Source organism: Seleniivibrio woodruffii (assembly GCF_004339245.1).
GTDB lineage: Bacteria > Chrysiogenota > Deferribacteres > Deferribacterales > Geovibrionaceae > Seleniivibrio > Seleniivibrio woodruffii.
In genome coordinates, this window is the sequence record NZ_SMGG01000006.1 from 281,026 (window position 1) to 305,086 (window position 24,061).

General features: G+C 49.0%; 24 protein-coding genes and 1 rRNA gene. 7 read left to right on the plus strand and 18 right to left on the minus strand.

Going from position 1 to position 24,061, the window contains the following annotated elements:
• Positions 1 to 3 precede the first annotated feature (3 nt).
• The 13 genes from C8D98_RS12340 to hypE all read right to left on the minus strand — a co-directional run bounded on the left by C8D98_RS12340 (position 4) and on the right by hypE (position 12,467).
• The gene (locus tag C8D98_RS12340; RefSeq protein WP_132874469.1) at positions 4 to 792 is read right to left on the minus strand and encodes a FliO/MopB family protein; all 789 of its coding nucleotides are present in this window, start codon (positions 790 to 792) and stop codon (positions 4 to 6) included.
• On the minus strand, positions 776 to 1,063 hold the full coding sequence (locus tag C8D98_RS12345; RefSeq protein WP_132874470.1) for a FliM/FliN family flagellar motor switch protein: 288 nt from the start codon (positions 1,061 to 1,063) through the stop codon (positions 776 to 778). The genes C8D98_RS12340 and C8D98_RS12345 overlap by 17 nt, the downstream gene beginning before the upstream one ends.
• A 5-nt stretch (positions 1,064 to 1,068) precedes the next feature.
• Complete coding sequence (locus tag C8D98_RS12350; RefSeq protein ID WP_132874471.1) at positions 1,069 to 1,572, minus strand: flagellar basal body-associated FliL family protein; 504 nt, start codon at positions 1,570 to 1,572, stop codon at positions 1,069 to 1,071.
• Positions 1,573 to 2,334 (minus strand): OmpA/MotB family protein, encoded by a 762-nt coding sequence (locus C8D98_RS12355; RefSeq protein ID WP_132874472.1) that lies wholly within the window; start codon positions 2,332 to 2,334, stop codon positions 1,573 to 1,575. It abuts the gene before it with no gap.
• Positions 2,335 to 2,354: 20 nt separating this feature from the next.
• A complete protein-coding gene (locus tag C8D98_RS12360) occupies positions 2,355 to 3,119 on the minus strand; it encodes a motility protein A (protein WP_132874473.1) in 765 nt (254 codons plus the stop codon).
• A gap of 157 nt (positions 3,120 to 3,276) precedes the next feature.
• Positions 3,277 to 5,811 (minus strand): flagellar hook-basal body complex protein, encoded by a 2,535-nt coding sequence (locus C8D98_RS12365; protein WP_132874474.1) that lies wholly within the window; start codon positions 5,809 to 5,811, stop codon positions 3,277 to 3,279.
• 14 nt (positions 5,812 to 5,825) lie between these two features.
• The gene (locus C8D98_RS12370) at positions 5,826 to 6,515 is read right to left on the minus strand and encodes a flagellar hook assembly protein FlgD (RefSeq protein ID WP_132874475.1); all 690 of its coding nucleotides are present in this window, start codon (positions 6,513 to 6,515) and stop codon (positions 5,826 to 5,828) included.
• 15 nt (positions 6,516 to 6,530) lie between these two features.
• Positions 6,531 to 7,871: a flagellar hook-length control protein FliK gene (locus C8D98_RS12375; RefSeq protein WP_165871326.1), complete on the minus strand. Its 1,341-nt coding sequence runs from the start codon at positions 7,869 to 7,871 to the stop codon at positions 6,531 to 6,533.
• Between the two features lie 86 nt (positions 7,872 to 7,957).
• Complete coding sequence (gene lpxB, locus C8D98_RS12380; protein ID WP_132874477.1) at positions 7,958 to 9,085, minus strand: lipid-A-disaccharide synthase; 1,128 nt, start codon at positions 9,083 to 9,085, stop codon at positions 7,958 to 7,960.
• A 1-nt stretch (position 9,086) separates the two neighbouring features.
• Entirely contained in the window at positions 9,087 to 10,115 is a 1,029-nt protein-coding gene (locus C8D98_RS12385; RefSeq protein ID WP_132874478.1) for a hypothetical protein, read from the minus strand.
• Positions 10,112 to 11,134, minus strand: coding sequence for a type IV pilus assembly protein PilM (gene pilM / locus C8D98_RS12390; RefSeq protein WP_132874479.1), 1,023 nt, complete (start codon positions 11,132 to 11,134; stop codon positions 10,112 to 10,114). The genes C8D98_RS12385 and pilM overlap by 4 nt, the downstream gene beginning before the upstream one ends.
• A 3-nt stretch (positions 11,135 to 11,137) precedes the next feature.
• Positions 11,138 to 11,467, minus strand: a complete 330-nt coding sequence (gene hisI, locus C8D98_RS12395) for a phosphoribosyl-AMP cyclohydrolase (RefSeq protein WP_207891278.1) — start codon at positions 11,465 to 11,467, stop codon at positions 11,138 to 11,140.
• A gap of 13 nt (positions 11,468 to 11,480) precedes the next feature.
• Positions 11,481 to 12,467: a hydrogenase expression/formation protein HypE gene (gene hypE, locus C8D98_RS12400; protein WP_165871327.1), complete on the minus strand. Its 987-nt coding sequence runs from the start codon at positions 12,465 to 12,467 to the stop codon at positions 11,481 to 11,483.
• Positions 12,468 to 12,783: 316 nt separating this feature from the next.
• Between hypE and C8D98_RS12405 the strand changes: the two genes are divergently transcribed.
• Positions 12,784 to 14,436 (plus strand): SulP family inorganic anion transporter, encoded by a 1,653-nt coding sequence (locus C8D98_RS12405; protein ID WP_132874481.1) that lies wholly within the window; start codon positions 12,784 to 12,786, stop codon positions 14,434 to 14,436.
• 81 nt (positions 14,437 to 14,517) lie between these two features.
• Here the strand turns inward: C8D98_RS12405 and C8D98_RS12410 are convergent, their stop codons facing one another.
• Together C8D98_RS12410 and C8D98_RS12415 are read right to left on the minus strand one after the other, a co-directional pair.
• Positions 14,518 to 16,353 (minus strand): DUF3413 domain-containing protein, encoded by a 1,836-nt coding sequence (locus C8D98_RS12410; RefSeq protein WP_132874482.1) that lies wholly within the window; start codon positions 16,351 to 16,353, stop codon positions 14,518 to 14,520.
• 120 nt (positions 16,354 to 16,473) lie between these two features.
• Positions 16,474 to 16,815 (minus strand): carboxymuconolactone decarboxylase family protein, encoded by a 342-nt coding sequence (locus tag C8D98_RS12415; RefSeq protein WP_132874483.1) that lies wholly within the window; start codon positions 16,813 to 16,815, stop codon positions 16,474 to 16,476.
• A gap of 95 nt (positions 16,816 to 16,910) precedes the next feature.
• Between C8D98_RS12415 and C8D98_RS12420 the strand changes: the two genes are divergently transcribed.
• The 4 genes from C8D98_RS12420 (at position 16,911) to rbp (ending at position 19,585) form a co-directional block, all read left to right on the plus strand.
• A complete protein-coding gene (locus tag C8D98_RS12420) occupies positions 16,911 to 17,765 on the plus strand; it encodes a LysR family transcriptional regulator (RefSeq protein ID WP_132874484.1) in 855 nt (284 codons plus the stop codon).
• 9 nt (positions 17,766 to 17,774) lie between these two features.
• The gene (locus tag C8D98_RS12425; protein WP_132874485.1) at positions 17,775 to 18,173 is read left to right on the plus strand and encodes an acyl-CoA thioesterase; all 399 of its coding nucleotides are present in this window, start codon (positions 17,775 to 17,777) and stop codon (positions 18,171 to 18,173) included.
• Positions 18,174 to 18,184: 11 nt separating this feature from the next.
• The gene (locus tag C8D98_RS12430; protein ID WP_132874486.1) at positions 18,185 to 19,006 is read left to right on the plus strand and encodes a nitroreductase family protein; all 822 of its coding nucleotides are present in this window, start codon (positions 18,185 to 18,187) and stop codon (positions 19,004 to 19,006) included.
• A gap of 240 nt (positions 19,007 to 19,246) precedes the next feature.
• On the plus strand, positions 19,247 to 19,585 hold the full coding sequence (rbp, locus tag C8D98_RS12435; protein WP_132874487.1) for an RNA-binding regulator: 339 nt from the start codon (positions 19,247 to 19,249) through the stop codon (positions 19,583 to 19,585).
• A gap of 35 nt (positions 19,586 to 19,620) precedes the next feature.
• Here the strand turns inward: rbp and C8D98_RS12440 are convergent, their stop codons facing one another.
• Complete coding sequence (locus C8D98_RS12440; RefSeq protein ID WP_132874488.1) at positions 19,621 to 20,106, minus strand: glutathione peroxidase; 486 nt, start codon at positions 20,104 to 20,106, stop codon at positions 19,621 to 19,623.
• Between the two features lie 119 nt (positions 20,107 to 20,225).
• Between C8D98_RS12440 and C8D98_RS12445 the strand changes: the two genes are divergently transcribed.
• Complete coding sequence (locus tag C8D98_RS12445; RefSeq protein ID WP_165871328.1) at positions 20,226 to 21,566, plus strand: TolC family protein; 1,341 nt, start codon at positions 20,226 to 20,228, stop codon at positions 21,564 to 21,566.
• On the opposite strand, the gene C8D98_RS12450 is transcribed toward C8D98_RS12445, so the two are convergent.
• Positions 21,556 to 22,671: a DegT/DnrJ/EryC1/StrS family aminotransferase gene (locus tag C8D98_RS12450; RefSeq protein WP_132874490.1), complete on the minus strand. Its 1,116-nt coding sequence runs from the start codon at positions 22,669 to 22,671 to the stop codon at positions 21,556 to 21,558. The genes C8D98_RS12445 and C8D98_RS12450 overlap by 11 nt on opposite strands.
• A gap of 172 nt (positions 22,672 to 22,843) precedes the next feature.
• On the opposite strand from C8D98_RS12450, the gene C8D98_RS12455 reads away from it, so the two are divergent.
• Complete coding sequence (locus tag C8D98_RS12455) at positions 22,844 to 23,449, plus strand: hypothetical protein (RefSeq protein ID WP_132874491.1); 606 nt, start codon at positions 22,844 to 22,846, stop codon at positions 23,447 to 23,449.
• Positions 23,450 to 23,977: 528 nt separating this feature from the next.
• Here the strand turns inward: C8D98_RS12455 and rrf are convergent.
• Positions 23,978 to 24,061, minus strand: a 5S ribosomal RNA gene (rrf, locus tag C8D98_RS14065); the annotation flags it as partial.

The window sequence follows — 24,061 nt, forward strand, 5'->3', positions numbered from 1 at the left end:
GTATCAGCGTTTTCTTAATGACTTTAACCTCTCCGAAATGGAGTTTCTGGATATCTCCACCTCGTCCTTTATTCCCGGATTCCTTTTGAAGAACTTCATGTAGTTCACAAACTCGGTCTTCTTTGCGAATCCGCTCTTTATCCGGGTCACCTCGTCCTCATCAGTAACCTTTTCGATGAGGTTCATTGAGGTGTCGGTTATGCCCATTATGTATATTTTGTCGTCAAGTTCGTAGAAATAGAGGCTTTTGCGGATGTCCAGATCCACCTTGCCCAGAAGTCTTCCGGTTCCGGGGATGTCGGTAAACACCTGTCTTTTGAAATATGTTTTGAAAACCCAGAAGATCCCCAGCATTACAGCCAGAATTATGAGCAGACCCCAGATCATTCTGGCATAAGCCTTTGTGCCCACAACAGGGTCAGCGGCTTTAGCTGCCTTCGGGAAGGTATAGGTTATCTTGAGTACCTTGGGCTGAGAGACTATCTCAGGCACAACCAGAGTCTCAGCAAAATCGGTGATAAGCCTTTTTCTGGTATCATCCGACGCAACGAACAGTTTTTCAACTGGCATATCCCAGAATTCCTGATTGAAAACTATGGGTTCGTTGGTCTCAAAGCTCACAACAAAACTCTTGTCCAGCTTAAGGGTGTTGACGTTGGAATATCCGTTGTCAAAATCCACCTGAATTCTGAGCCCTGTGTCGTCTATTTCATAGGTCAGATGCGCCGCAAAAGCGGACGTGCTGACCAGAAACATTGCGATAAGCAGAAGATATCTAACGGTACATGCCATTTTTATACATCTCAGTGAGTTTCTCTTTGTCCAGTATCTCCGTGATACGCATGGCGAATTTGTCATCAAGGACCATAATTTCGCCCAGAGCCAGAGGTTTTCCGTTAACCAGAAAATCCACAGGCTCACCGGATGTTTTATTGAACTTCAGAATTGTTCCCTTCTCCCAGCCGAGCAGATCGCGCACCTTAACCAGCTTGCGCCCCAGCTCAACCTTTATGTCGAAAAGAACCTCTCCGAACTCCTGTTTTGCTATCTGAGTATCTTTCATATTTCCTACTGGGAAACGAATTCCGTGAAATAAATGTTTGTTATGGCGCCAAACGGGAGCAGCGAGTTCAGCCTGCGCAGTATCTCCTGTTTAAGGATCAGTTTGCCCTGAGCGGAGCTTATCTCTTCATACGTCTTTGCAGACAGTATTGTGAGTATCGCATCACGCAGCTGGGGCACACGTTTGTCAAGTTCCTCTTTCAGCTTCTCTGTTTTGTCCAGTTCCAGCTGAATAGTGACCTTGAGATATCTTGAGCCGTCGTTATCGGCCATATTCACAATGAAGGTTTCGAGAGGATAGAGCATGCCCACTTCGTTTGAAGGAGCCGTAACCTCTTTTTTTTCGGTTTCTGCACCGTGTTCCCCTCCGGCTTTGGGAGCCAGAAACAGCTTATACGCCAGAAATCCGCCGCCGCCAAGAATTATCAGCGCAACGACCAGTATTATGATAAGTTTTAATTTTCCGCCTTTCTTCGGTGCCGCTTCCGCGGTCTTTTCCTCTTCAGCCATTTACTTTCCTCCTGTTGCCTGTGATTCTTCTTCGGCATCGAACAGATTTTTGTTCGACTCCGCCAGCTCGGGGCTGACAAAGTTAATTTCAACCCTTCTGTTCTTCGCTCTGCTCTCCGGACTTATGTTAGGCGCAACAGGGTGAAACTCTCCATAGCCCGCTGCCGACAGCTTCTGTGCGGAGACACCCTTACCTATAAAATACTTAACAACACTGACCGCTCTTGCGGTGGACAGTTCCCAGTTCGACGGATATTGTGCGGTGGTCAGCGGCAGGTCGTCCGTGTGACCCTCAACAACAATATTAAAAGGCGATTCGGCAATGACCGCGGCAATTTTGTCCATCAGAGGCTTGGCCTCCTCTTTAAGGTCTGCACTGCCCGGCGCAAAAAGCGACGAGTCCATGATCCTTACCGCAACGCCTTTTTTAGATTCGGAAACAGTTATATTCTGCTGGAGATTCGCCTGTTTTGCATAGCTCTGAAGATTCTGGGTGACTTTGGACTTAACGTTCTGAACGTTTTTGACCATGGACATGCGGGACATGATGTCGTCTCTGGTGTATTCGGTCTGGGAGCCTTCCTTAAGAACGCCCAGCGAACCCTGAAGCGAACCCAGAGCGACCTTTATCTTTCTCTGGTCCATGGAAGCCATACTCAGCAGCAGGATGAAGAACGTCAGCAGGAGCTGGTTCATATCCGTGAAAGTTGCCATCCACAGCGGAGAACCGGGCTTACATTCGGGACATTTTTTTTCACCCATTTATCAAGTCTCCGGATATATCAGTCAAACTGTGACTTACGCTGCTTGGGAGCAAGGTAAGCGTTCAGTTTCTGCTCTACAATACGGGGGTTGTCGCCCGCCTGTATGGCCATGATCCCTGCTATCATGATCTCTCTGATGAGGGTCTCCTGCGATGATCTGCCTTCAAGTTTCGCCTTAAGGGGACCTGCGAACATGTTCGCAATCATGGCTCCGTAGAAGGTGGTAAGCAGCGCAACCGCCATTGCAGGGCCGATTGAGCTGGGGTCGTCCATCGTCTGGAGCATCGCCACCAGACCGATCAGGGTACCGATCATACCCATAGCGGGACCGTAGTCCACCAGAAAGCCCATAAGCGTGGCTCCGGACTTGTGTCTTTCGCCCATGTAGTTCAGCTCTGTTTCCAGAATGCCTTTTATAACTTCAGGTTCTGTTCCGTCGACGGCCAGCCTGATGCCTTTTTTAAGAAATTCGTCCGTAACGTCGTCGCCTGCCGATTCCAGAGAGAGTATTCCGTCCCTTCTGGCCTTAACTGCAAACTCCACAAGAAGAGCTATCAGCTTTGATGAGTCCTCCAGCGGATATTTCACCGTTTTCATGGTGACCTTGCCGAAGTTGAGGAAGGTTCCCATGGGAACACACATCATGATGATGCCCGCACACCCGCCGATAACTATAAGAACAGAGGGGATATCTATGTAGGGAGCTATGCCGGGGCCCATAAGAAGTGCAGCGATGACAAGCGCATAACCCAGTATCATGCCGACAATAGTGGCTATATCCATAACTTCTCCGATAAATGCATAAATATCATTCCGTCTTTGCAGACAGTATTATAATTATTATAAAGATACAGGATTTGAACCAGTACAGTCAACAGAAATAATAGCAGGAATGGTTTAAGAAAAGGCCGCAGAAGGGTTCCTGCGGCCTTTGAGATTATTAACGTTTAAGGCTGAGAAGCTCCTGAAGCATCTCATCGGAAGTGGTGATAACCCTTGAGTTGGCCTGGAAGCCCCTTTGGGTTGTGATCATATTTACAAACTCCGACGAAAGGTCGACGTTGGAGTTTTCAAGAGTTCCGGAAGAGATATCCCCTCTGGCTCCTGTTCCGGGAGTACCCACCGAAGCCACGCCGGAGCTGGTTGTGGCTCTGAAAGTCGTATCGCCCACTTTCAGCAGACCCTGAGGGTTTGTGAAAGTTGCAAGGGCTATCTGACCGAGCTTAACAACTTCGCTGTTTGAATAGTAGCCGATGATCTCTCCTGCGGAGTTGAACATGACATCCTCAAGGGTACCAGTGGGGTATCCGTCCTGAATCGTCTTCTCTATTCCGCCGTCGCCGGATGAAAGGTATACTCCGTCAAAGAGTGCTGCCGTACCGAGGGAAACAGCTATATCGCTGATAACGCCTGCGCCGTTGTTAGGGTTGAAGTTAGCTGTGAGCGAGGGAATTCTTGTTCCGCCCTCTGTTGCCATGTAGCTGAACGAACCGTTGTTGTTGAAATGCAGGTAAACGCTGTCGCCCGCAGATTCGTTAAAGGCCACGCTTGCGCCCGTGTCGGGTGTTTCAAGGGTGAGTTTCCATGTGTTTTTCATAGAATCCACCATCTCGAACTTATATTTAAGAGTATGCTCGTTACCCTGTGCGTCATAGATGGTCTGCGAAGTTGTCACAACGCCGCCTGTGGCCGCCTGAGTGGAGGAATAATCAAAATAGTCGTAAAATGTGCTGTAGTTTCCGCTGCCGAGGACTTCAAAGTCAATGAAGCTGATGGCGTTAGGGATACCTGCATTTGATGTAAGAACCAGTTTCCCTGCGTTGTCGTCAAAGCTGCCGACGTGTCTTGAAAGCTCGCTCTCGGAGGATGATGTATAACCGAAATAGTCGGCAATGGAGGTTCTGAGATCCTGCAGAGTGAAGTAAACGTCGTCTGCGGGATCAAGAGGATCGATGCCTGCGGAGTATACAGGCTGAGAGCCTGTTCCGGTGAGGTTAGTACCGCCCACGCCGCCTGTGAACTGAAGTACCGAATCCTGAGTCAGCCCCATTGAGGTTCCGTTGCTGGTGAAAAGGTTTATAAGCGCATCAGAATCCTTGGCCTCTCTCAGGAAAGTATTACTGCTTCCTGTGGCTCCCTTCGCCACTGTAAGGGGATCGTTGGTGACCATGTTCAGCTCGAAGCTGGTTCCGCTGTAAGCCTTATCCAGAGTAAATCCTGTAAGGTTAGGCTCGGTTGCGTCAAGGGGGTCGCCTGTGTTGGCGTATGAAAATTTTCCGGTTGCGCTGTCGAACGTAACTGTGAAGTCGTCGCTCTTAAGAACGTTTCCGTCTATTGCCGCCTCAATCTCAGCCGCAAGCTCTGAAAGGGTTGTGAAATCTCTGCCGGCATATATTGTCTGCTCAAAATACAGCTGTTCGCTGGATTTTGTATCCGATGCATCGTCATAGGTGCTTGCAAGGTTCTGCATTGCCACTGCCAGTCTGGCCGAACCGCTGAAAGAGTTGATGGTGACATCCGCTCCGGCATCAGCTGTTTTTGCGATGGTGAATTTTCCGTTTGTAACGCTTACGTCAAAGTCGGCCGCTCCCGCAACAGTGTTCAGCTGGGTTTCAAGGGCATCCGCCAGTCCCTGCATTGTTGTGAAGCCGTTGGGACCGGCACCGCCGTAAACAAAGGTGTAGGCTGTGTTGTTGATGTATACCAGAAGGCTGTTGTTGCTGCTGTTGGTAATACCGAGGCTCACGTCAGTGTCGTTGTATATCTTGCTCATGTCGGTGAGACCTGTGGCGTGTGCTTTTATCTTGATGGGTTCGTCAGCCGCCACATCCATCTTAACGCCTTTTGCAGAATAGACAGAAAATATGCTTGCGCCGCCTTCGGCACTGTGGAGAAGGGTAGGATACTCAAGAACGTTGGGATCAGCATCCGTGCTGAGGATACCCGCCACGCTTGTCTTAGTCGTGGCTTTGGCTTCAACCGCCTGATAATCAGTCCCGACAATAATTGCATCCGTGTTGGTGTCTGTCTGCAATTCTCCCGTTTCAGGATCAACCATCCATCCCTGAACACCGAAACCGGAAGAGGAGACAAGGTGTCCGGTGGAATCGAAGTTAAAATCTCCCGCTCTGGTGTAGAGGAACTCATTCTGGGACTGACCGGAAAGAACGAAGAAACCGTCACCCTGAATTGAGAGGTCGGTATCCACATCCGTTGTTTTGCTTGTTCCGTCTGTAAAAACATTGGTGACTGTTGCCAGCACCGAACCGAGACCTATCTGCGAGGGGTTTCTGCTGCCAACAGAGCCTGTGGCCGATGTTCCGCCGGAGATTGTCTGGCTGAGCATATCCTGAAATACGGTTCTGCCCGCTTTGAAACCTATTGTATTGACGTTTGATATGTTGTTACCAAGAACGTCCATTGCTCTCTGATTTACACCCAGACCGCTGATGGCCGAGTAAAGTGAACGCATCATATCTGCACCTCGCCTTAGTTAGTAAGATCTCTGACGGAAATGACCTTGTCGGCTGCCACCGTATATTTTCCGTCGACTTCATATGTAAGTTTGCCTGAATCCGTTGTGATACCCGTAACCTGTCCGTTGGAATAGGTTTTAACGTCTATTTCCTTGCCGTCGGCATTGGTCGCTTTTACGCTGAACTTGTATGAGCCGGTCGCAAGTTTGTTGCCCGAAGCGTCGGTTCCGTCCCAAACAAGGAACATCTTATCTGTGTCGGTTACGGTGGGTGTGAGTGTACGGATATATTTTCCGCTCGCATCACGGATTATCACCGATGTTTTTGTGGGAACCTGAGATGCCTGGAAGGAGATCGCCGCACCGGAGGTTGTAAGGGTTGTGTCGTTGCCCTCATATTCCATCGCCTTGCCTATGAAGTTAGAGGCGGATGCCATCTGGCTCTGGCTTGAGGTGTTGCTCAGCACTTCCAGAATCTTCTCCATGTTGGTGTTCATGTTCGCCATGCTCTCAACCTGACTGAAAGTGGATGTCTGCTGAAGCATCTGTGAGCTGTCCATAGGCTCTGTGGGATCCTGATTCTGAAGCTGTGTTATGAACAGGTTCAGGAAATCCGACTGGTTAAGTTTACCGTGGTCGTTGTCCACTTTCAGCTTGGACTTGTCGTATGTGTCCGTGTTTACCGATGCGCTAGAGACTATCATGTCCTATCTCCTGCCCTAAGCGTATATAACTGAGCTGCTGTCCTCTCTGGAAGCAGCCTCTTCATCTGTAACATCGTCAACGGTCTGACCTGACTGGCCGCCGTTTCCGCCTTTGTTCTGCCTGTTGTCCCAGCCTGCGAACTCATGGTGCTCGAAGTCTTTGAAAAGAAATTCGAGGTTCTCAACAACAACCCCCTTGTCGGCGAGCTGCTGTTTAAGAGATTCCATGTTGTTTGCGAAATAGTTTCTGGCTGTTTCGGACTCAAAGGTTATCTTTCCGGTAACCTTGCCTGAATGTTCGGAAAGCTCAATATTGACCTTGCCGAGCTCATGGGGATTGAGCTGAACGTTTATCTTGCTTACGTTCTGGCCTTTGGCTATCTCCACCAGCTCCGCAAACTTCAATATATCCTGAGGTTTCTCAATTTTTATTTCGTTGACCATGACCTTTTCCGTAATGTGCGGTTTGGTCATGAAATCGCTGTTCTGATTTCCTGTGTCGGCCTTTGCCTCAACACGCTTTGCCGCAAGGTCGATCACAGCCTCGTCAACATCCGCTGTGTCAGCCTGAGCTGTCTGAACAGTTTTGACCTCAGCTTCCGGCTCGGCCGCTACTTCGGGTTTTACAGGCTCTGCTGTCAGAGATTCCGGCTTAACCGCCTGAGCTTCCTTCACGCCTGTTTCGGCTGCAGGTTTCTGCTGTGCTGTGTTCTGAGTGTCTGTGTGTGGAGTTGCAGGTTTCTGCTCTTTCGCTGTGTGGTCGGCTATGGTGAGAGTTTTCTCCTCTTTCTTCTCCGGCATCACAAACTGAGCTTTGGGGTCTGACATTCCGTCCTGAATCTCAACTATGGCATCCAGAACCGATTCCAGAACCACTGCGGGTGTGGGCTGTGCTCCTGCGGCTGGGTTGATAATCGATGCGGCGAGGTCTGTCATAACATCCTCAACCTGCTCAAATGTCATTCCGGCTTTCTGGAGCATTGTGAGAAGCTGCTGAACGAAAGCGTCAGCACCCTCCTGAGTATCGGCTTCGGCGAGCATCTGTTTCAGCTCCGCCTTGGCCTCATCGCTTATATCGAGTCTGTCTATCACCTGCTCGGGTGTTTCCGTTTCCTGCGTCTGAGCGCTGTCTGCGCCTGTCACTGTTTTCTGTGTGTCCGTTTTGTCCGTTCTGACCACCGTGGGCTTCTGCGAAGCTCCGGTCTTGTCCAGATATGACCTGAAAACATCTTCAAATTCGGACTTCCCGCCGCCGGAAGATGATGATGCTCCGCCAGCCGAGGACGAGGAGGAACCCTGTGAAGAGTTCGTCTTCAACGCCGAACTGAAAAGTTTTAATATCGATAGATTCTCCATATGGACACCTCCGCCCATATTGATAGAAAATATCGTGCCAATTAGAATTTTACTGATAAATAAGAATTTTCTGAAAAGTTACGGAATTAATTTCCCTCTGAAGGGTTTTTGAGAAAGGAATAAATTTCCTTTGCGGCCTCGGCCGAAGCGTCGGTGTCGGGGAAATAATCGCCCACGGTTTTAAGGTCGGCCTTAACGGTTTCGTAGCTGTCCTCTATTTTTTTGGTGAAATTAGCCAGATTGCGGGCGTTGGCATCCCCCTGAATCAGTTCGGGGATCACCGCTTTTTTCATTATGATGTTGGGCATTCCGATGTATTTGGTGCGGACGATGAACTGCCCCAGAGCATAGGTCAGCGCGCCCGTTCTGTACATCAGCACCATGGGAGTGCCTATTATTGCCGCTTCAAGGGTTGCAGTGCCTGAACATATCCAGAGCAGATGAGAATATTTCATTATGTCGTGGGTGAGGCCCGTTGCAAGCCTTATCTGCGTGCCTTTGATCAGCTCACGCACCCTGCCTTCGTCTATGGTGTCGGCAACGCCTATTACATAGTCATACATAGGCAGAGCTTTCGCCGTCTCCACCATCACAGGCAGAAGGGACTCAACCTCTCTGCGGCGGCTGCCAGGCAGAAGACCTATCACAGGCTTTTCTCCTGAGAAATTTCCCTTGGCAAGAAATTCGGACATGTCGGCACATTTTATGTTTATCTGCTTCTTGAGAGGGTTGCCGACGTATACGGCGTTTACGCCCTCTTTTTTAAGCATCTCCGGCTCGAAAGGATAGATGCAGAGCACAAGGTCACAGAACTGTTTCAGCTTTTTCACACGGCTGTAGTGCCATGCCCAGAAGGTGGGTGAAATATAGAAAATCACCGGAATACCAAGCTCTTTGGCATATCTTGCAAACCGCAGGTTAAACCCCGGATAGTCCACAAGAATGACGGCATCTGGACGGTTCTGTTTTATCTCAGCCACCAGCCTGTCACGAACCTTAAGCAGGAAGGGAAGTTTTCTGATGGCTTCGTCAATGCCGATGGCGTTCATTTCGTTTATGTCATAGAACTGCTTCTGTCCCAGAGCTTTAAGCCCTGCTCCGCCTGTTCCGGACACTTCCGTTTCAGCATATTTCTGAATTTCCGAAAGGAGTGCGGATGCGTGGTTGTCGCCTGATTTTTCACCTGCGATGATGAACAGTTTCAGTTTTTCCATGTTATCCCTTGAAAAAGACAACGTTCAGGACGTCGTCGGATGAAAAGAATCTTCTGAATTTATAAGCGGGGTCATGAAGGAAGACTATCCATGTCAGCCCGCCGCTCCGGCGAACCTCGACCTTTGTTACGGCATCGTCGTCGAACCTGAGCATTCCCTCGCCGAAAAGTTTTACGTTTTTAATTCCGAAGGCTGTTATCCCGTTCTGGGTCTTAACGGTTATCTCCGGCCTTCCGGTGAGCATTATCCGGAATCTTTCAGTGCCGCTCTGTTTGTTCTTGGCAAATCCGAACAGCGAAAGATATCTGCCGCCGCAGGAGGTGCCAAGGGTCAGAATGTTGTCCTGAATGCAGAACTGTCCGCCGTTCTTAAAAGTTATGCGGCTCTTGCCGTCCAGAATCTCAACAGACGATACGTTCTTCTGCTTAACGTTGCCCGCAGGGATCCGCACGCCGTATATGTCCAGATAGTTCGCATTTCCGTTACTGCCTGATGAGAAAACGGGAATGTTGTCCATGGTGAGCACTGTCAGCAGGGGGGTGTTTTTAACGCCTGTCAGCCTTGTTGCCGCCGCAAAGCCCTTCTGCCATCCGCCGAAAACCTGCATGGCGGTAAGTTCTCTGTCCTCTTCCTGAAGCTGAAGGATGATTCTGAATCCTTTGTCGGTGTCCACCTTCGCCATACTGCATTTCAGAGCCAGCTTCATTTTTATGGTAAGCTCGCCCTGCTCCGAGTTAAAAAGACTGACGGCGGTCAGCGGACGCTGGAGATCGTAATTTAGTTTATAATATCCGAATGTGGTTGATTTAAGGGTGACGGTTTTGCCGGCCTCGTCGATTTCAGCGGAGAATTTCGCATGGTCGGTGTTTATTAAGAAGTCAAGGGTGAGCACGTCCCCGTTTCGCACAGGAACCATACGCATATCTATGACGGTGAATATTTCTGAAACATCTGCCAGAGGATCCGCCTTTGGCAGTGCGCAGGAACCCAGAAGAAGAGCAAGGGCAAGACAGAAAAATATCCGTCTCATGCCTTTCTCATTGCAAGTCCCACCGCAACGGCAAACGCACAGGCTCCGGCCTGCATGGCAATGGGTTTAAGCTGTTCCGGAAGCTCCACAGCCGCAAAAGGATCCACCTTCGGCAGTGACATCCGCATGGCTATCTCCATCTGGTCGGTGAGAACACTCAGGTTCGCCCCCGCCCCGCAAAGTCTGATATCCACAGGTTCCTTTCTGCGCTCGGCAATGTAGCTCTCCACAGCGGTCTCTATCTCCGCCCCGAGGGTGCTGCCGAAGGACATTGCCGCCGCCTGAGCGTCAACGTCGTTGGTCATTACCTCTCTGTCACGGATAACCTCTGCGGCCTTTTCTATATCCATGTCCATATCCTGCGCAAGCTCCTCCATAAGGAACTTACAGCCTTTGGGGATGGATTTCACATAGTCCACAAAACCTTTATCATAAAAAATTATATTCGTGCAGTCATGCCCGAGGTCAATGACGGCATCGGGATGTTTCTTCTTTCCGTATATCATTGTAAGCAGGTTCACCAGAGCCAGAGCCTCAATATCCACCACAACGGGGTTCAGTCCGGCCAGCTCCGCCATTGCGATGCAGTCGGCCACCTTGTCCCGCCCGGCGGCGGCAACAACAGCCTCCGCAACACCCCTCTCCTCGTCATATGACAGAAGCTGGGCATCAAAAGTCGCTTTGGAAGCGGGTATGCCTATATACTGATCTGCGCTCCAGATGAATGTTTCCTGAAAGTTTCCCTTGCCGTTCCAGGGTATCTCCATGTGCTTCACAATGGAGTCACGCCCCCGCATTCCCAGAGCCGCATCTTTTGTAAGCCCTTTGGCAAGAGCCAGAGCCTCTTTAATGGCGAACGACGCCGCACCGTGGTCTATGACGGTTCCGTCAACGATCACGTTTGAGGGCATCTGGCGAAGAAACAGGTTTTTAACCGTAAAATCGCCTTTCTTCTCTTTCAGTTCAATAATCTTAAGGTTGGAAGCTCCCGCATCCACCCCCAGCAGATAACCCGCCATCGATCATTCTCCTTTCGCACTGTCCAGCAGGGTGAAAAAACAGGATTTCTCTCCCGTGTGGCAGGCAGGACCTGTCTGATGTACTATATAAAGCAGTGTGTCGCCATCGCAGTCTAGCCTGACCTGCTCAATCCTTTGCAGGTGGCCGGAGGTTTCGCCCTTTTTCCAGAGCTGGTTTCTGCTTCTGGACCAGTAGTGGGCGTAGCCCGTTTCGAGGGTAAGCCTCAGCGCCTCCTCGTTGACGTATGCCAGCATCAGAACTTCATCTGATTTATAATCCTGAACCACGGCAGGCAGAAGCCCGCCCTGTTTCTCCCAGTCTATTTTTATCATATTCGCTTCCATATCAGCAGATTCGGGGCAGAAGTTCGCCTCTGGGCATCTCTATGAATCTTTTGCCGCCGATGGTGGTTTTAAGTACAACCTTTCCGTCGGCCGTAACGGTTCCGGCTATGGCCGCATCCGCTCCGTTTGCCGTCTTTCTTATGTCCGCCAGAGCCTTTTCTGCGTCCTGCTCCTTGACTATTATAACAGCTAAACCCTCATTGGCAACCGACAATGGGTCAAAGCCCAGCATGTCGCAGAGGTAGCGGACGTTGTCTCGCACCTTTATGTGCTCGTCCTCCATGAGGAAGCCCACGCCGCACATAGCCGCTATCTCGTTAAGCACGGCGGCTATTCCGCCTCTGGTGGCGTCCCTTGCAAATGTGACGGCATACTGACGGGCCGCATCGAAAACATCGTTCAGCGGTGCGCAGTCGGATTCTATCTGTCCGTCGAAGCCCAGTTCGCCTCTGGCCAGAAGAACGCTCATTCCGTGGCGGGCGGCATCGGATGTGATGATCACCTTGTCGCCTGCGGAGATATTGGCATAGTCCGTCCAGTCACGAACGGTTCTGCCTATGCCGCTGGTATTTATTATAAGTCCGTCCAGAGCACCCCTTTCAACAACCTTTGTGTCGCCGCAGACAACCTGAACACCCGCTTTTTCACAGGTGGCCGCCATGCTGTCGATCACTCTTTCGAGGTCGGTTAAAAGATAGCCCTCGGGAATTATGAGACCGAATGAAATGTATTCCGGAATTGCGCCGGAGACCAGAAGGTCGTTGACGGTTCCGCATATGGCAATTTTACCGATGTCCCCGCCGGGAAAAAACTCGGGGCGTACAACGAAGCTGTCCGTTGTGAACGCTGTTCTGAGGGAGGTGTCGATAAGTGCCGCATCCGCAGCTTTTCTGAGCAGGGGATTTCCGAGTCTTGAAAAGATGATATCTGAAATGAACGACTGAGTGGATGCGCCTCCGCCGCCAACAGCCAGGGTTACTCTGTCCATATTTTCCTCTTTGCCTTTTGAATGAAAGGCATTATAGCAAGTCGGCAGTTTTTGAACAGCATAATTTTTAAAACACCAATTCTATTTCAGTTAAAAAACTCTTTCACATTTCAGGCATAAATTTTACTTGCATATTTTATCCCGTTTTATTAATTTATCTAAGTTTCACAATGTCAAAGATATGAATACCGTTTTGGTACCTATCTGAGGCCATCTGACTTTAGCCTTGTTGTTTTAACTTATGGTTTAAAGCCACCCGACCCCACGATTTCTACCACAAACGATGAAATTATCAGGATACGGAGGTTTTTATCTGATGAGTTCTCGTTTAGTCCCTCAAATTTATGATTGTTTCAAAGAGGGTTACAACAAAAAACGCCTCATGCAGGACACACTTTCCGGCGTCACTGTCGGCATAGTCGCCCTGCCCCTCGCCATCGCATTCGCCATCGCTTCCGGCGTTAAACCGGAACAAGGTCTGTTCACAGCCATCATAGCCGGACTTCTCATCAGTCTTCTCAGCGGAAGCCGTGTGCAGATAGGCGGCCCCACCGGTGCTTTCATTGTCGTGGTCTACGACATAGTTGTCAAATTCGGCTACAACGGGCTTGCAGTTGCAACCATGATAGCCGGAATCATGCTGGTTGCCATGGGAGCCGTCAGGCTAGGCGGCGTTATCAAGTTCATCCCCTATCCCATGACGGTGGGCTTCACATCGGGCATCGCCCTCATCATCGGCACAACCCAGATAAAGGACATCTTCGGACTGCAAACACAGGCCGCATCGGCAGGTTTCATCCACAGGATAGAGAGCTACGTTCAGTCCGCATCCACATTCAATCCATATTCCATAGCGGTTGCGGCGGCGGCACTGGCGATAATTCTCATCATGCCGAAATTCACCAAAAAGATACCCGGCTCAATAATAGCAATACTGATAACCACTGCGGCGGTGACCGCATTCAATATTCCAGTGGCAACCATTCAGACCGAGTTCGGCGAAGTGCCCTCAACACTTCCACTGCCGTCTTTCCCTGACATCAACCTCGACCTGGTAACGGCGGTGTTCCCCTCCGCAATAACAATAGCCCTGCTTGCGGCAATAGAATCCCTTCTGTCCGCAGTGGTGGCCGACGGTATGACTTCCACCCGCCACAGAAGCAACATGGAGCTTGTGGGTCAGGGCGTGGCGAATTTCTTTTCGCCCCTTTTCGGCGGGATACCCGCCACAGGAGCCATAGCCCGTACCGCAACGAACATTAAGAACGGAGCAACATCACCCGTTTCGGGAATAGTGCACGCAATAACCCTTCTGCTGATCCTCATGTTCTTCGGCAAATGGGCAAAACTGATACCCATGCCCACACTGGCGGCGGTGCTCATCGTTGTTGCTTATCACATGAGCGAATGGCGGCACTTTCTTAAACTGCTGAAAAGTCCGGCCGCAGACATACTCATCATGGTTGTTACTTTCCTTCTGACGGTGTTCATCGACCTTACGGTGGCGATTGAAACAGGAGTTGTGCTCTCCGCACTGCTCTTTATGAACCGCATGGCCGAAACAACCGAGGTCAAGAACTTCGGCAGGGAGGTCAACGAGGATTTTGAAACACACGACGTTCTCAGCAAAGACAGGATACCCGACGGAGTGGACGTTTTCGAGATATTCGGTTCGTTCTTCTTCGGTGCGGTTAACCAGTTCAAGGACACACTGCGCATCGTTAAGAAAAAGCCGAAGGTAATTATCCTGCGGATGCGCACAGTTCCATACATAGATGCAACTGCCATCATGGCTCTGGAAGAGGTGCTGAAAAAATCCGAAAGCGAAGGGATACAGCTAATCCTGTCCGGTATTTCACCGAATCTGCTGCATACGCTGGAGAAGGTGGAGTTTGATAAAAAGATAGGCAGAGAGAACATCTGCCCCCACATAGACAACGCACTGGAACAGGCGAAAAAGTTTGTATAAAAGTCAGTCTTAAGTCACCCTGAGGCTCAGCCCGAAGAGTCTCTTTTTATGAGAGATTCTTCGCCGAGCCTGGGATGACTGTTATTTCATATATCTGCTGATGCTCTCGAACACGCCCTTCATGCGGCCTGTGTCAAGCTTCTGATCCTTCGGTCTGTAGCTTCTGTCAAAAACCTCGTAGCCGCCCATGGAGTTCATCACCTCTATGGTGTCTTTTGAAACAACGGCATAGCCGCTGTATTTTGACGATATCACCCAGTCACGCTGAACAAAATCACCGTAAAGATCGAATCCTGTGGAATAATCCGCCGTATTATTTGTTACACCCAGATAGTTTTTCATGAGCGTGGGCACAACGTCCTCGTGTGATGTGTAGGCTGATGTGTATTTCTTATTTACCCCTGCCGCCGCATCGGGAGCTATTATGACGAACGGAACCTTTATCTGGGCATCGGTGAAGTTTCCGTTGTGTCCCCAGAAGTTCAGCTTGTTGTCGTTCATCTCCTGCCCGTGGTCGCCCGTTACAATTATGACCGTTCTGTCCAGCCTGCCCGATGCCTTCAGGGTATCGGCAACCTCTTTAACAAGGCTGTCAACATAGTGGACGCTGGTCTTGTAGGTGTTGAAAATCGGCGTGGGATCAGTGTCGTTATCTATTGAAAGATAGTTCAGGTCGCCCTCTATCACAGGCTTATAGCCCGCATCGTAGCCAACGGGGAAATCATACGCATGGGGAGCGTCATAAAACAGGAAAGTGAATGACGGCTTGCTCCTGTCGGTTTTTACGTACCACTGCTTCCAGTCGTCGGTTATGTCTCTGTCCTTCGCCGCCGCAGAGTCCCCCTCAGATTTCATCCGGAGGTTCATGACGTTGCGGAATATCGTCCGGTTGAACTCCGGACGGGTCAGCTGTGCGGATGCGAAGATGCCCAGCTGATAGTCAAGCTGCTGCATCCTGTCGATTATGGCAGCAGAACGCTGGTTGGCAAGAAACGAGTGCCAGTAGGTTCCGGGAAGTCCGTAGAACAGCCCGAATATCCCCGCACGGGTGGAGTTGCCTGTGGAAAGATGATTATTGAAAACCACACCATTCTTCGACATCTCCCAGATGTTCGGTGTCACTTCTTTTGAAAGAGTGTCATAACGCCATGAATCCACAGTTATTAAAACGATATCGAAAGGTTTTTCAGGAGCGGCTCCCTCTATGGGTTTCAGAGGGTAGTTCAGGTCTCCGCCCTCGTCGTTTATGTTCAGCTTTTTCTGGGTCTCAAGCTCGTGGGGGTCAACAAGCCCCAGCTTAACCATAAGCCCCCCTGCCGCCGCAGGGTGATAAAGAGGAAGATATTTTTTTATGATGGTCACCGACTGCATTGCATTGGCCGAGCCCCATATGTTTATGAGGTTTGCACAGACCAGCAGAACCAGAAATCCCAGAGCTATCTTTCGCCCCAGTTTCGGCCTGATGGTTCTCTGCCTGTTCTCAATGTACGATATCAGCGCATATTCCGCCGCAAAAGCACCGGCCAGACTGCCGATCACTATCGCCCACGTCACAAGGGGAAAGGAGACGATGTCGTCTGAAAAAACCAGTGTCAGAACTGCCATGTTGATGTGGAAGCGGTACTGCGCAAAAACCACCGTGTCGATGAAAAGAAAGATAAGCCCGCCGCTGCCTACAAGGGCGAATACCGTCCGGCGGATCACCCTGTTCGGGATATATGATGCCGCTATCAGAGGAAGCCCCATAACAAACGCCATGAAAAACATATGCCCCAGAGTTGATGTCAGCGCATATGTGAAAGAGAGCGCAGTGAAAGACTCTGCGGGGAAAAATTCATAAAATTTCAGAGAGATGATAATTGCCAAAGCTGAGTTGGCTATAACAAACCAAATGAAAGTCCGGAGTTTTGATGTCATAAATGCCTGTTAAAAGTTTTTTAACTGCACTAAACAATTGTATAATGCACCAACATATATACATCATTGCAGGAATAAATCAACTGTTTCGGATTTTTTAGAAATTTAAAAAGGGAATGGTTAAACCATCCCCTTCTCTTTCAATATCGCCAGAACTTTTGTGCTCTCCGCCAGTGCCATTGTTCCGCCCAGCATGACCGCAACGTGGCAGGCCTCGATTATCTCGTCCGCCGTAGCCCCGTTGTCGATGGCTCTTATGGTCTGGGACAGGATGCACCCCTCGCACCTGCTCACCAGCGCACCTACCATCGCCATCATCCTTTTCACCTTCGCAGGCAGTGCGCCGTCGCCGTATACGAAGGCATCGTTCTCCACGAACCTTTTCTCAAACTCCGGATACTGCCCCCGCATCTCTTTGGCCAGCGAAAATATCTGCTCTCTTCTCTCCAGAATGGACTGCATATCACACCTCCTGTTGCATTCTGCTTTTTTTTACTGTATAACCATCCATCAGTCCAACGAATGTATTTTATATTTTCAATCAAATTTGGTGATAGATGGAACTTTCGATAGATCTGCTCAGAACATTTGTTACGATAGCCAAGGTGAACAGCTACACCAAAGCATCATGCCTTCTGAACATGACCCAGTCAGCTGTCAGCATGCAGATGAAAAGGCTTGAGGAGCAGACGGGCACTCTGTTCATAAAACAGGGCAAGAGATTCAGCATCAGCCCCACCGGAGAAAGACTTCTGGAGCATGCGGTGCGGATTCTGAAAGCCCACGACGATGCGCTCACAGTCATAGCAAATCCCGACATCCACGACTACATCCGTGTCTGCTCTCCGGAGCTTTACGCATCCTCCATTCTGCCCAACGCACTCAGAAAATTTTATGCGAAGTTCCCCAACTCAAGGATAGATTTCTCAACCAACACCAAGGAGAACATGCTCCGGAAGGTTGAGAACGGAGATCTGGACATAGCCATTGTTGCCGACATGCCCGAACCCCACGAAAAGATATACAGCGAAAAGGTGGTCTGGGTGACATCCCCCTGCAAAGGTGCGGCAATGACACGCCCCCTGCCGCTGGCTGTCTATCCGGAAGGATGCCACATCAGAAGATGGTGCATAGAGTCACTGGAAAAGGCGGGAATACCCTACAGGGTCTCATTCGTCGCATCCAGCGCATTTGCGATACTGTCCGCCGTCCGTGCGGGTATCGCAGTTGCTCCCGTGGGCTATTCCAGAGTGAACGGCGAAGAGGAGCTTTACACGGTTCTGAACAACCTGCCCGCTCTGCCGGACAACACCCTGTCCATAGTCACCGCACAGAATCTGCGCTCACTTTCGGCGCAGACGCTTATCTCATACGTAAGGGAAGAGTTCGTGAACCGTTCTAAAATGATGTAAGGAGGACACATGGAAGGATACAGATTTTCTCTGGACTTCAAGGTCAGGGACTACGAATGCGATATGGAAGGCATTGTGAACAACGCCGTCTACATGAACTATCTGGAGCACGCCCGCCATGAGTTTCTGCACAGCATCGGCATAAACTTCGCCGAGATGACCGCCAAAGGCATCATCATGATAGTAACCCGTGCGGAGCTTGACTACAAAAGTTCCCTGAGAAGCGGCGACACCTTCACCGTGTGCATCAATGTCGAGAGGGAGTCGAAACTGCGCTTCACATTTGTTCAGGATATTTTTAACAGTGACGGAAAACTTGTTCTGAAGGCAAAGATAACCGGCACTGCCATTAATGAAAAAGGAAGACCCGATATGCCCGCAGAACTTCTGCAGGCGTTCGGATTATAAGAGGTGGATATATGATTGACTTCATCGTAAACGAATCCAAATGTATCTCATGCAAAGAATGCGTGGCGGACTGCCCCGCTGTAATCATCGAGCTTGAAGACAAAATTCCCTTCATAAAGCCCGAGAACGAGAAAAAATGCTACAGATGTCAGCACTGTCTGGCGATCTGCCCCACAGCGGCAATCTCCATTCTGGGAGTTGATCCCGAAACCTGCGTAAACCCTGACAAAGCGGCGGGCTTTGAGCAGGTCGACGCTCTCATCCGCACCAGACGCTCTGTCCGCAGATTTAAAGACAAAGACGTTGCACCCGAAACCTTCGACAAAATAGCCAAAGCTGCCGCAAACGCACCCACAGGCAAAAACGACCATCAGGTTCAGTTCGTGGTTGTGGACACCAGAGAGCAGATGGCTAAGTTCAAGGAACTGGTCATTTCCACAATCGAAAAAGCAGAACAGGAAGGCAGACTGGACGAACACAGCGCAATCTTCGCAGTTTTCGCCAAGCATTTCAGAAACGGAAAAGACATTATTTTCAGAGGCGCACCCCACATAATGTTCTCCGTCACTCCTAAATCAGCCCCCACTCCCGTTGCCGACGGCTTCATAGCACTCAGCTATGCAGAGCTCGCAGCCGCTTCCGCAGGTCTGGGCACAGTATGGGCAGGATTTGTGATGTGGCTTGTTGCGGCCTTCCCCGAAATTCTCACTGAAATCGGCATCGGCGAGGACATGAACGTTGCATATGCACTGCTTTACGGTGAGCCTTCAATAAAATATCACAGAGGCGTGAAAAGGGACGAAATTACTGTCAGAAAAGTGAAACTGGCGTAAGCCACACTTTTCACAAATACTTTAAGTTCAAATAAACTTGCGAACGGTAAATTTCTCTGTTACTTTTTCCGTATGAACGGCAATATGCCCAAACTGCCTCTGGCAGGGGGATTCAGACCGTTAACGGGAAACTCGCCCCGAATGGGGCGGCAGAAATCGGACACCGCTCTTCATTCGCCATGATCGGTTTTCGATTGGTAAGTCATGGCGAAATAAGTTTATAGGACTAGCAGAAGTATTATGAACATTTATGTAGGCAACCTTCCTTACAAAGCCACTGAAGACGAACTGCGCAATATGTTCGAGTCTTTCGGCGAGGTAAGCTCTGTGAGAATCATCACAGACCACGAAAGCGGACGCTCTAAAGGATTCGCTTTTGTTGAAATGGCAAACAATGAGCAGGGCGCAGCAGCCATTGAGGAACTGAACGGTGTTGACTTTATCGGACGCCCCCTTACTGTTAACGAGGCTCGTCCCAGACAGGAACGCAGCAGCGGAGACAGAGACAGATCCAGAGGCGGCGGACGCCCCAACCCCCGCGAAGGACGCGGCGGATACGGCGGCGGCAATCGCTACTAATTAAGAAAATGCCGGAACGGTTTTCCGTTCCGGCTTTATTTTTTCATGACCTCCTCAGCCACATAACCCCTTATTCCGTCAGGAGTCTTTGCCGAGGCAAATCTTACTGTTCTTTTTCTGTCCCTGCTCACCAGAAACTTTGTGAAATTCCATTTTATGGCCTTCGTTCCCATTGTTCCCGGCGCAAGCTCTTTCAGCTCTTTAAACAGCGGGTGGGCATCCTCGCCGTTGACCTCCACCTTTGCAAATACCGGAAAGGTCACAGTGTAGTTGCAGGACAGAAAATCTTCGATATCCTTCTCAGTGCCCGGTTCCTGTTCGCCGAACTGGTTGCAGGGGAACCCAAGCACCTCGAAACCTTCATCCTTAAACTGACGGTAAAGCTCCTCCAGCCCCTCATACTGCGGGGTGAAGCCGCAGCGGCTGGCAGTGTTCACTATAAGGAGCACCTTGCCGTCATAGTCCCTGAGATTCTTCATCTCTCCGCTCAAGAGCGGGAGTTTATAGTCCATTTTAAGCATATGGATCACCTATACTTTTAATATCAATCATTTTTCACTCTGCGCAACCTGTATTTTCCGCCGAACATTCTTGACATAAGGGCAATCATGACGAATATAGATATATGCCGGAGGAAACATTGAGGCGCATATTTCTGTTTCTCGTTATTATAGCATGGGCAGCCCCGCTTTTCGCTGCAGAAAGAAAAACTCTTTCGCTGTACAGTGTGATCGATGCCGCCCTTGTTCAGGACGAGGAATATAACATCGTAAAGCAGGACAGGGACTCAGCCGTCAATAAAATTGAAGAGGCTCTGGATACCTTCATACCCACCGTTCGGGCATCAGCAACCCTCAACTCAGTGGACAAGACCCGTGACGGATACAAGGAACTTCCGCTGTACAACGTTCCCAGCGCAAAGATTCGCCTGCATCAGGTGCTCTTCTCCGATTCAAAGTTCGCCGCAATGTCCACAAACGAGAACAGAGCTAAAGCCCAGAGACTGGTTGCGGAGGTTCTGAGGTCAGATATTATCTCCGCCGCATCAGGCAGCTACTGCGATGTTATCCGCTATGCCCGCCTTCTGCGCAACGCCGAGGCCGCCAATAAAAAGATTAAAGAGAATGCTGTCAGGTTTAAAATAAAGAATCCCGTCTATTACGACACAAAGCCGGCTCTGCGCAACCTTGCGGAATCATACACGAACCTTGCGGACATGACCGCAGTTAAGGATATAACCTCATACACTCTTCTGCCCTATGTCAGCGTGTTCGGAACTGATATGACAGCTTCCCTTGAGCAGATCTTCCTTACTGACAAGGTCGATCTGAAACTGCTGGCCGACAGGTTCGCCGAAAAGGCACTGGCCGAATCACCGGAACTTCTGGCTCTGGACGAATTTATAAAGATAAGCAGGCGGGATATCGTTGCGGCAAAAAGAAGATTCACGATTCCCGATATCAGCGTATCAGGTGAATACACAAGATATTTTGAGAACAGTAACGTGGATCCGGATTTCTTCAAGAATTTTGACGAAAACCAGTGGAACATGAGCCTGAAACTCACCATCCCGATCTATGACGGCAGCAAAAACCAGAGCGAACTGGCGGAGAAGCAGACGGAGCTTATGGCATATTTCAAAAGGAAACATCAGGTCAGGGAATATGTTCGTGACAGAATTGCCGACTCTATCGATAAAGCCGCAGCAGCCGCACAGAGCTACAAACAGGCGGACGCTGAAATGATCGTGCTTGAACAGAAATATAAAAAACTGCCGGAAACAAGGAATTATCAGGAAGCATATAACCTGATAAATATTTATAAAACCTCGCAGGACAGACTGATAACCGCCGAACACCTGATGATGTCCGCACTGGTGGACGTTCAGAGGGCATACGGGCGTTTCTTTTTCTATAACGCAAACGAATCCGACAGACGGTTTATGGATAAACTCATGGACGAGCTGAAGATCAGCCGCTGATATCCAGAGTTCCTATTATCGCCGCCGCAACCGTGCGCACGTCCTCATCGGTCATTGTTGAGCATGAAGGCAGGCAAAGTCCTTTGCTGAAAAGCTTTTCTGATGTGCCGTTCACAACCCTTTCCGCATCTTTGAAAACAGGCTGCATATGCATCGGCTTCCAGAGGGGTCTGGTCTCGATACCCTGATTGGCAAGCTTTTTCATCAATACCATTGGGTCGATACCTTCAAACAATGCAGTGGTCAGCCAGCGGTTGCCATCAGCCTTCTCATGTTGGGGCATCAGCTTTATCCGGCTGTCATTTGCAAATTCTTTTTCGTAAGTTTTGAAGATACGCCTGCGGGCGGCTATCCGCTCATTCAGAATTTCCATCTGCGCAAGCCCCACTGCTGCGTGGAGGTTACTGAGGCGGTAGTTATAACCAACGTTCAGGTGCTCGTAATGCATCACAGGCTCACGAGCCTGAGTGGAATAATAGGACGCTTTTTCGATGTATTCTTTGTTCTCAGACAGAAGCATCCCGCCTCCGCCCGTTGTTATCAGTTTATTGCCGTTGAACGACAGAATACCCATCGTGCCGAAGGTTCCGCACTGCCTGTCATCGTATGATGCTCCTATGGCCTCCGCCGCATCTTCAATAAGAGTAACGTTGTACCTGTCGCACACCATACAGATGTCGTCCATGCTTGCTGGCTGACCGTAAAGATGCGTCAGAATCAGTGCCTTGGGGGTCTTCGCAGTTTTTTTCAGATAATCTTCCAACAGGTTTGGGTCAAGGTTCCACGTCCCCTCTTCGCTGTCGATGAATATCGGATTCGCCCCGATATAGCTGACAGGAGCAACGGATCCTATGAAAGTGAACGTGGACGCAAGAACATCGTCATATTTGGTTATGCCCATAGCCAGAAGCGCAAGATGTATTGCCGACGTACCGTTGACAACTCCCAGCACATATTTTGAGCTTGTCAGCTTTTTGACTGCATACTCAAATTCAGGCATGAACCGCCCCACAGGCCCGATGTTGTTGTTCTCTATCGCTTCGGAAATGTATTTCAGCTCTCTGTTATCATCGCTCAGGTGTGGTATGGAAAGATTATATTTCATAGGTAATGTCCTTTGTTAGAGTATATAGATAATATCGGCAGAAATTAATTTGATTATAACATTATTAATTAGCCACAATCATATGCTAGTTAAATGCTAACAATTAATTATTCAATCCATTTGTGCGGTATAATATATTAAATTAATTACTAAGCTTAAAAAGGTGGTTTAGATGAGTAGTTCCTTTTGCACATTAATTTCAAACATCGAGCCTGAGTGGGTAATGATCCTAGTTACTATTGTTTATGTATACTTCTCATATCAGCTGACAAAAGAAACAAAACAATTACGAATACTTGGTACATCACCAGAATTATCCATTCATATGCAATCATTTAAAAGATCTACTCATCTGGAGATAGTGATACAAAATATTGGAAAAGGTATCGCATATAATACAGAAGTCAGTTTTGATAAAACTTTTATTAATACAATACATGAATATGCAAAACATCTACCAGAAGTCATAAAAATTAGTCATTTCGCGCCTGGACAACAAATTGCATATTTAGTGTGTGCCTATCAGAATCTTCCTGACGGAGATAATTCATTCTTTGACATGACCATTCAGTACGAGAAAGAAGATAAAAAAATGATTACTAAAAAGATCAGATACAACTACTCCTTTTTAAAAGGAAGCGACGTATCAATTCCCTACGAATTGGAAAAGCAAAAGCAAATGTTTGAAAACCTAGGTAAAACTATTAATAACGGTATCAAAGTACTATCTAAGGATATAGTTAAAGAATTACAAAGCATGAAAGATAATTATAAGTGAGCTACACATGGATGCGTCTATTTATGATATTTTAAATTTAACTGTTGCATGTACTTTCGCTATACTGAGGTTTTAGCCGAAGGATCTCGAACGCTGAGACTCTTCGGCAATCCCTCACAACAACACTGAATGTCTTCGCGAGGAATAGAGTGACAGATTACTTCAGATTGATAAAAAGGAATGTAAATCCCTCCCAGCCTCCCTTTGCTAAAGGGAGGAGTAAGACAGAGATAATCGATATGTTTGAGCTTTCAGGTGTGATGTACGTGGAAGACTGCCGCACCTGCGTTGCAGGTTCGCAGTGACGCATCTTGTATTTATAGTTTGCGATAATCTGGTTTAAAGAATAATCGATTAGAGATTGCTTCGGGCTATGCCCTCGCAAAGACGAGTATTATTTTTCTCAAAAGCGAACAGTACAAGGAAGATTTCGAATGACGAAGGGAGTGTATACAGATATACATGACCGAGGAATGAGAAAGATGACGAAGTAATGTGAAGGTTTTCAGAAAAATGGACGTAAAAAATCCCTGGCGGCGACCTACTCTCCCATGTGTTAATCTTCACACAGTATCCTCGGCGCTGGAGAGCTTAACTTCCGTGTTCGAAATG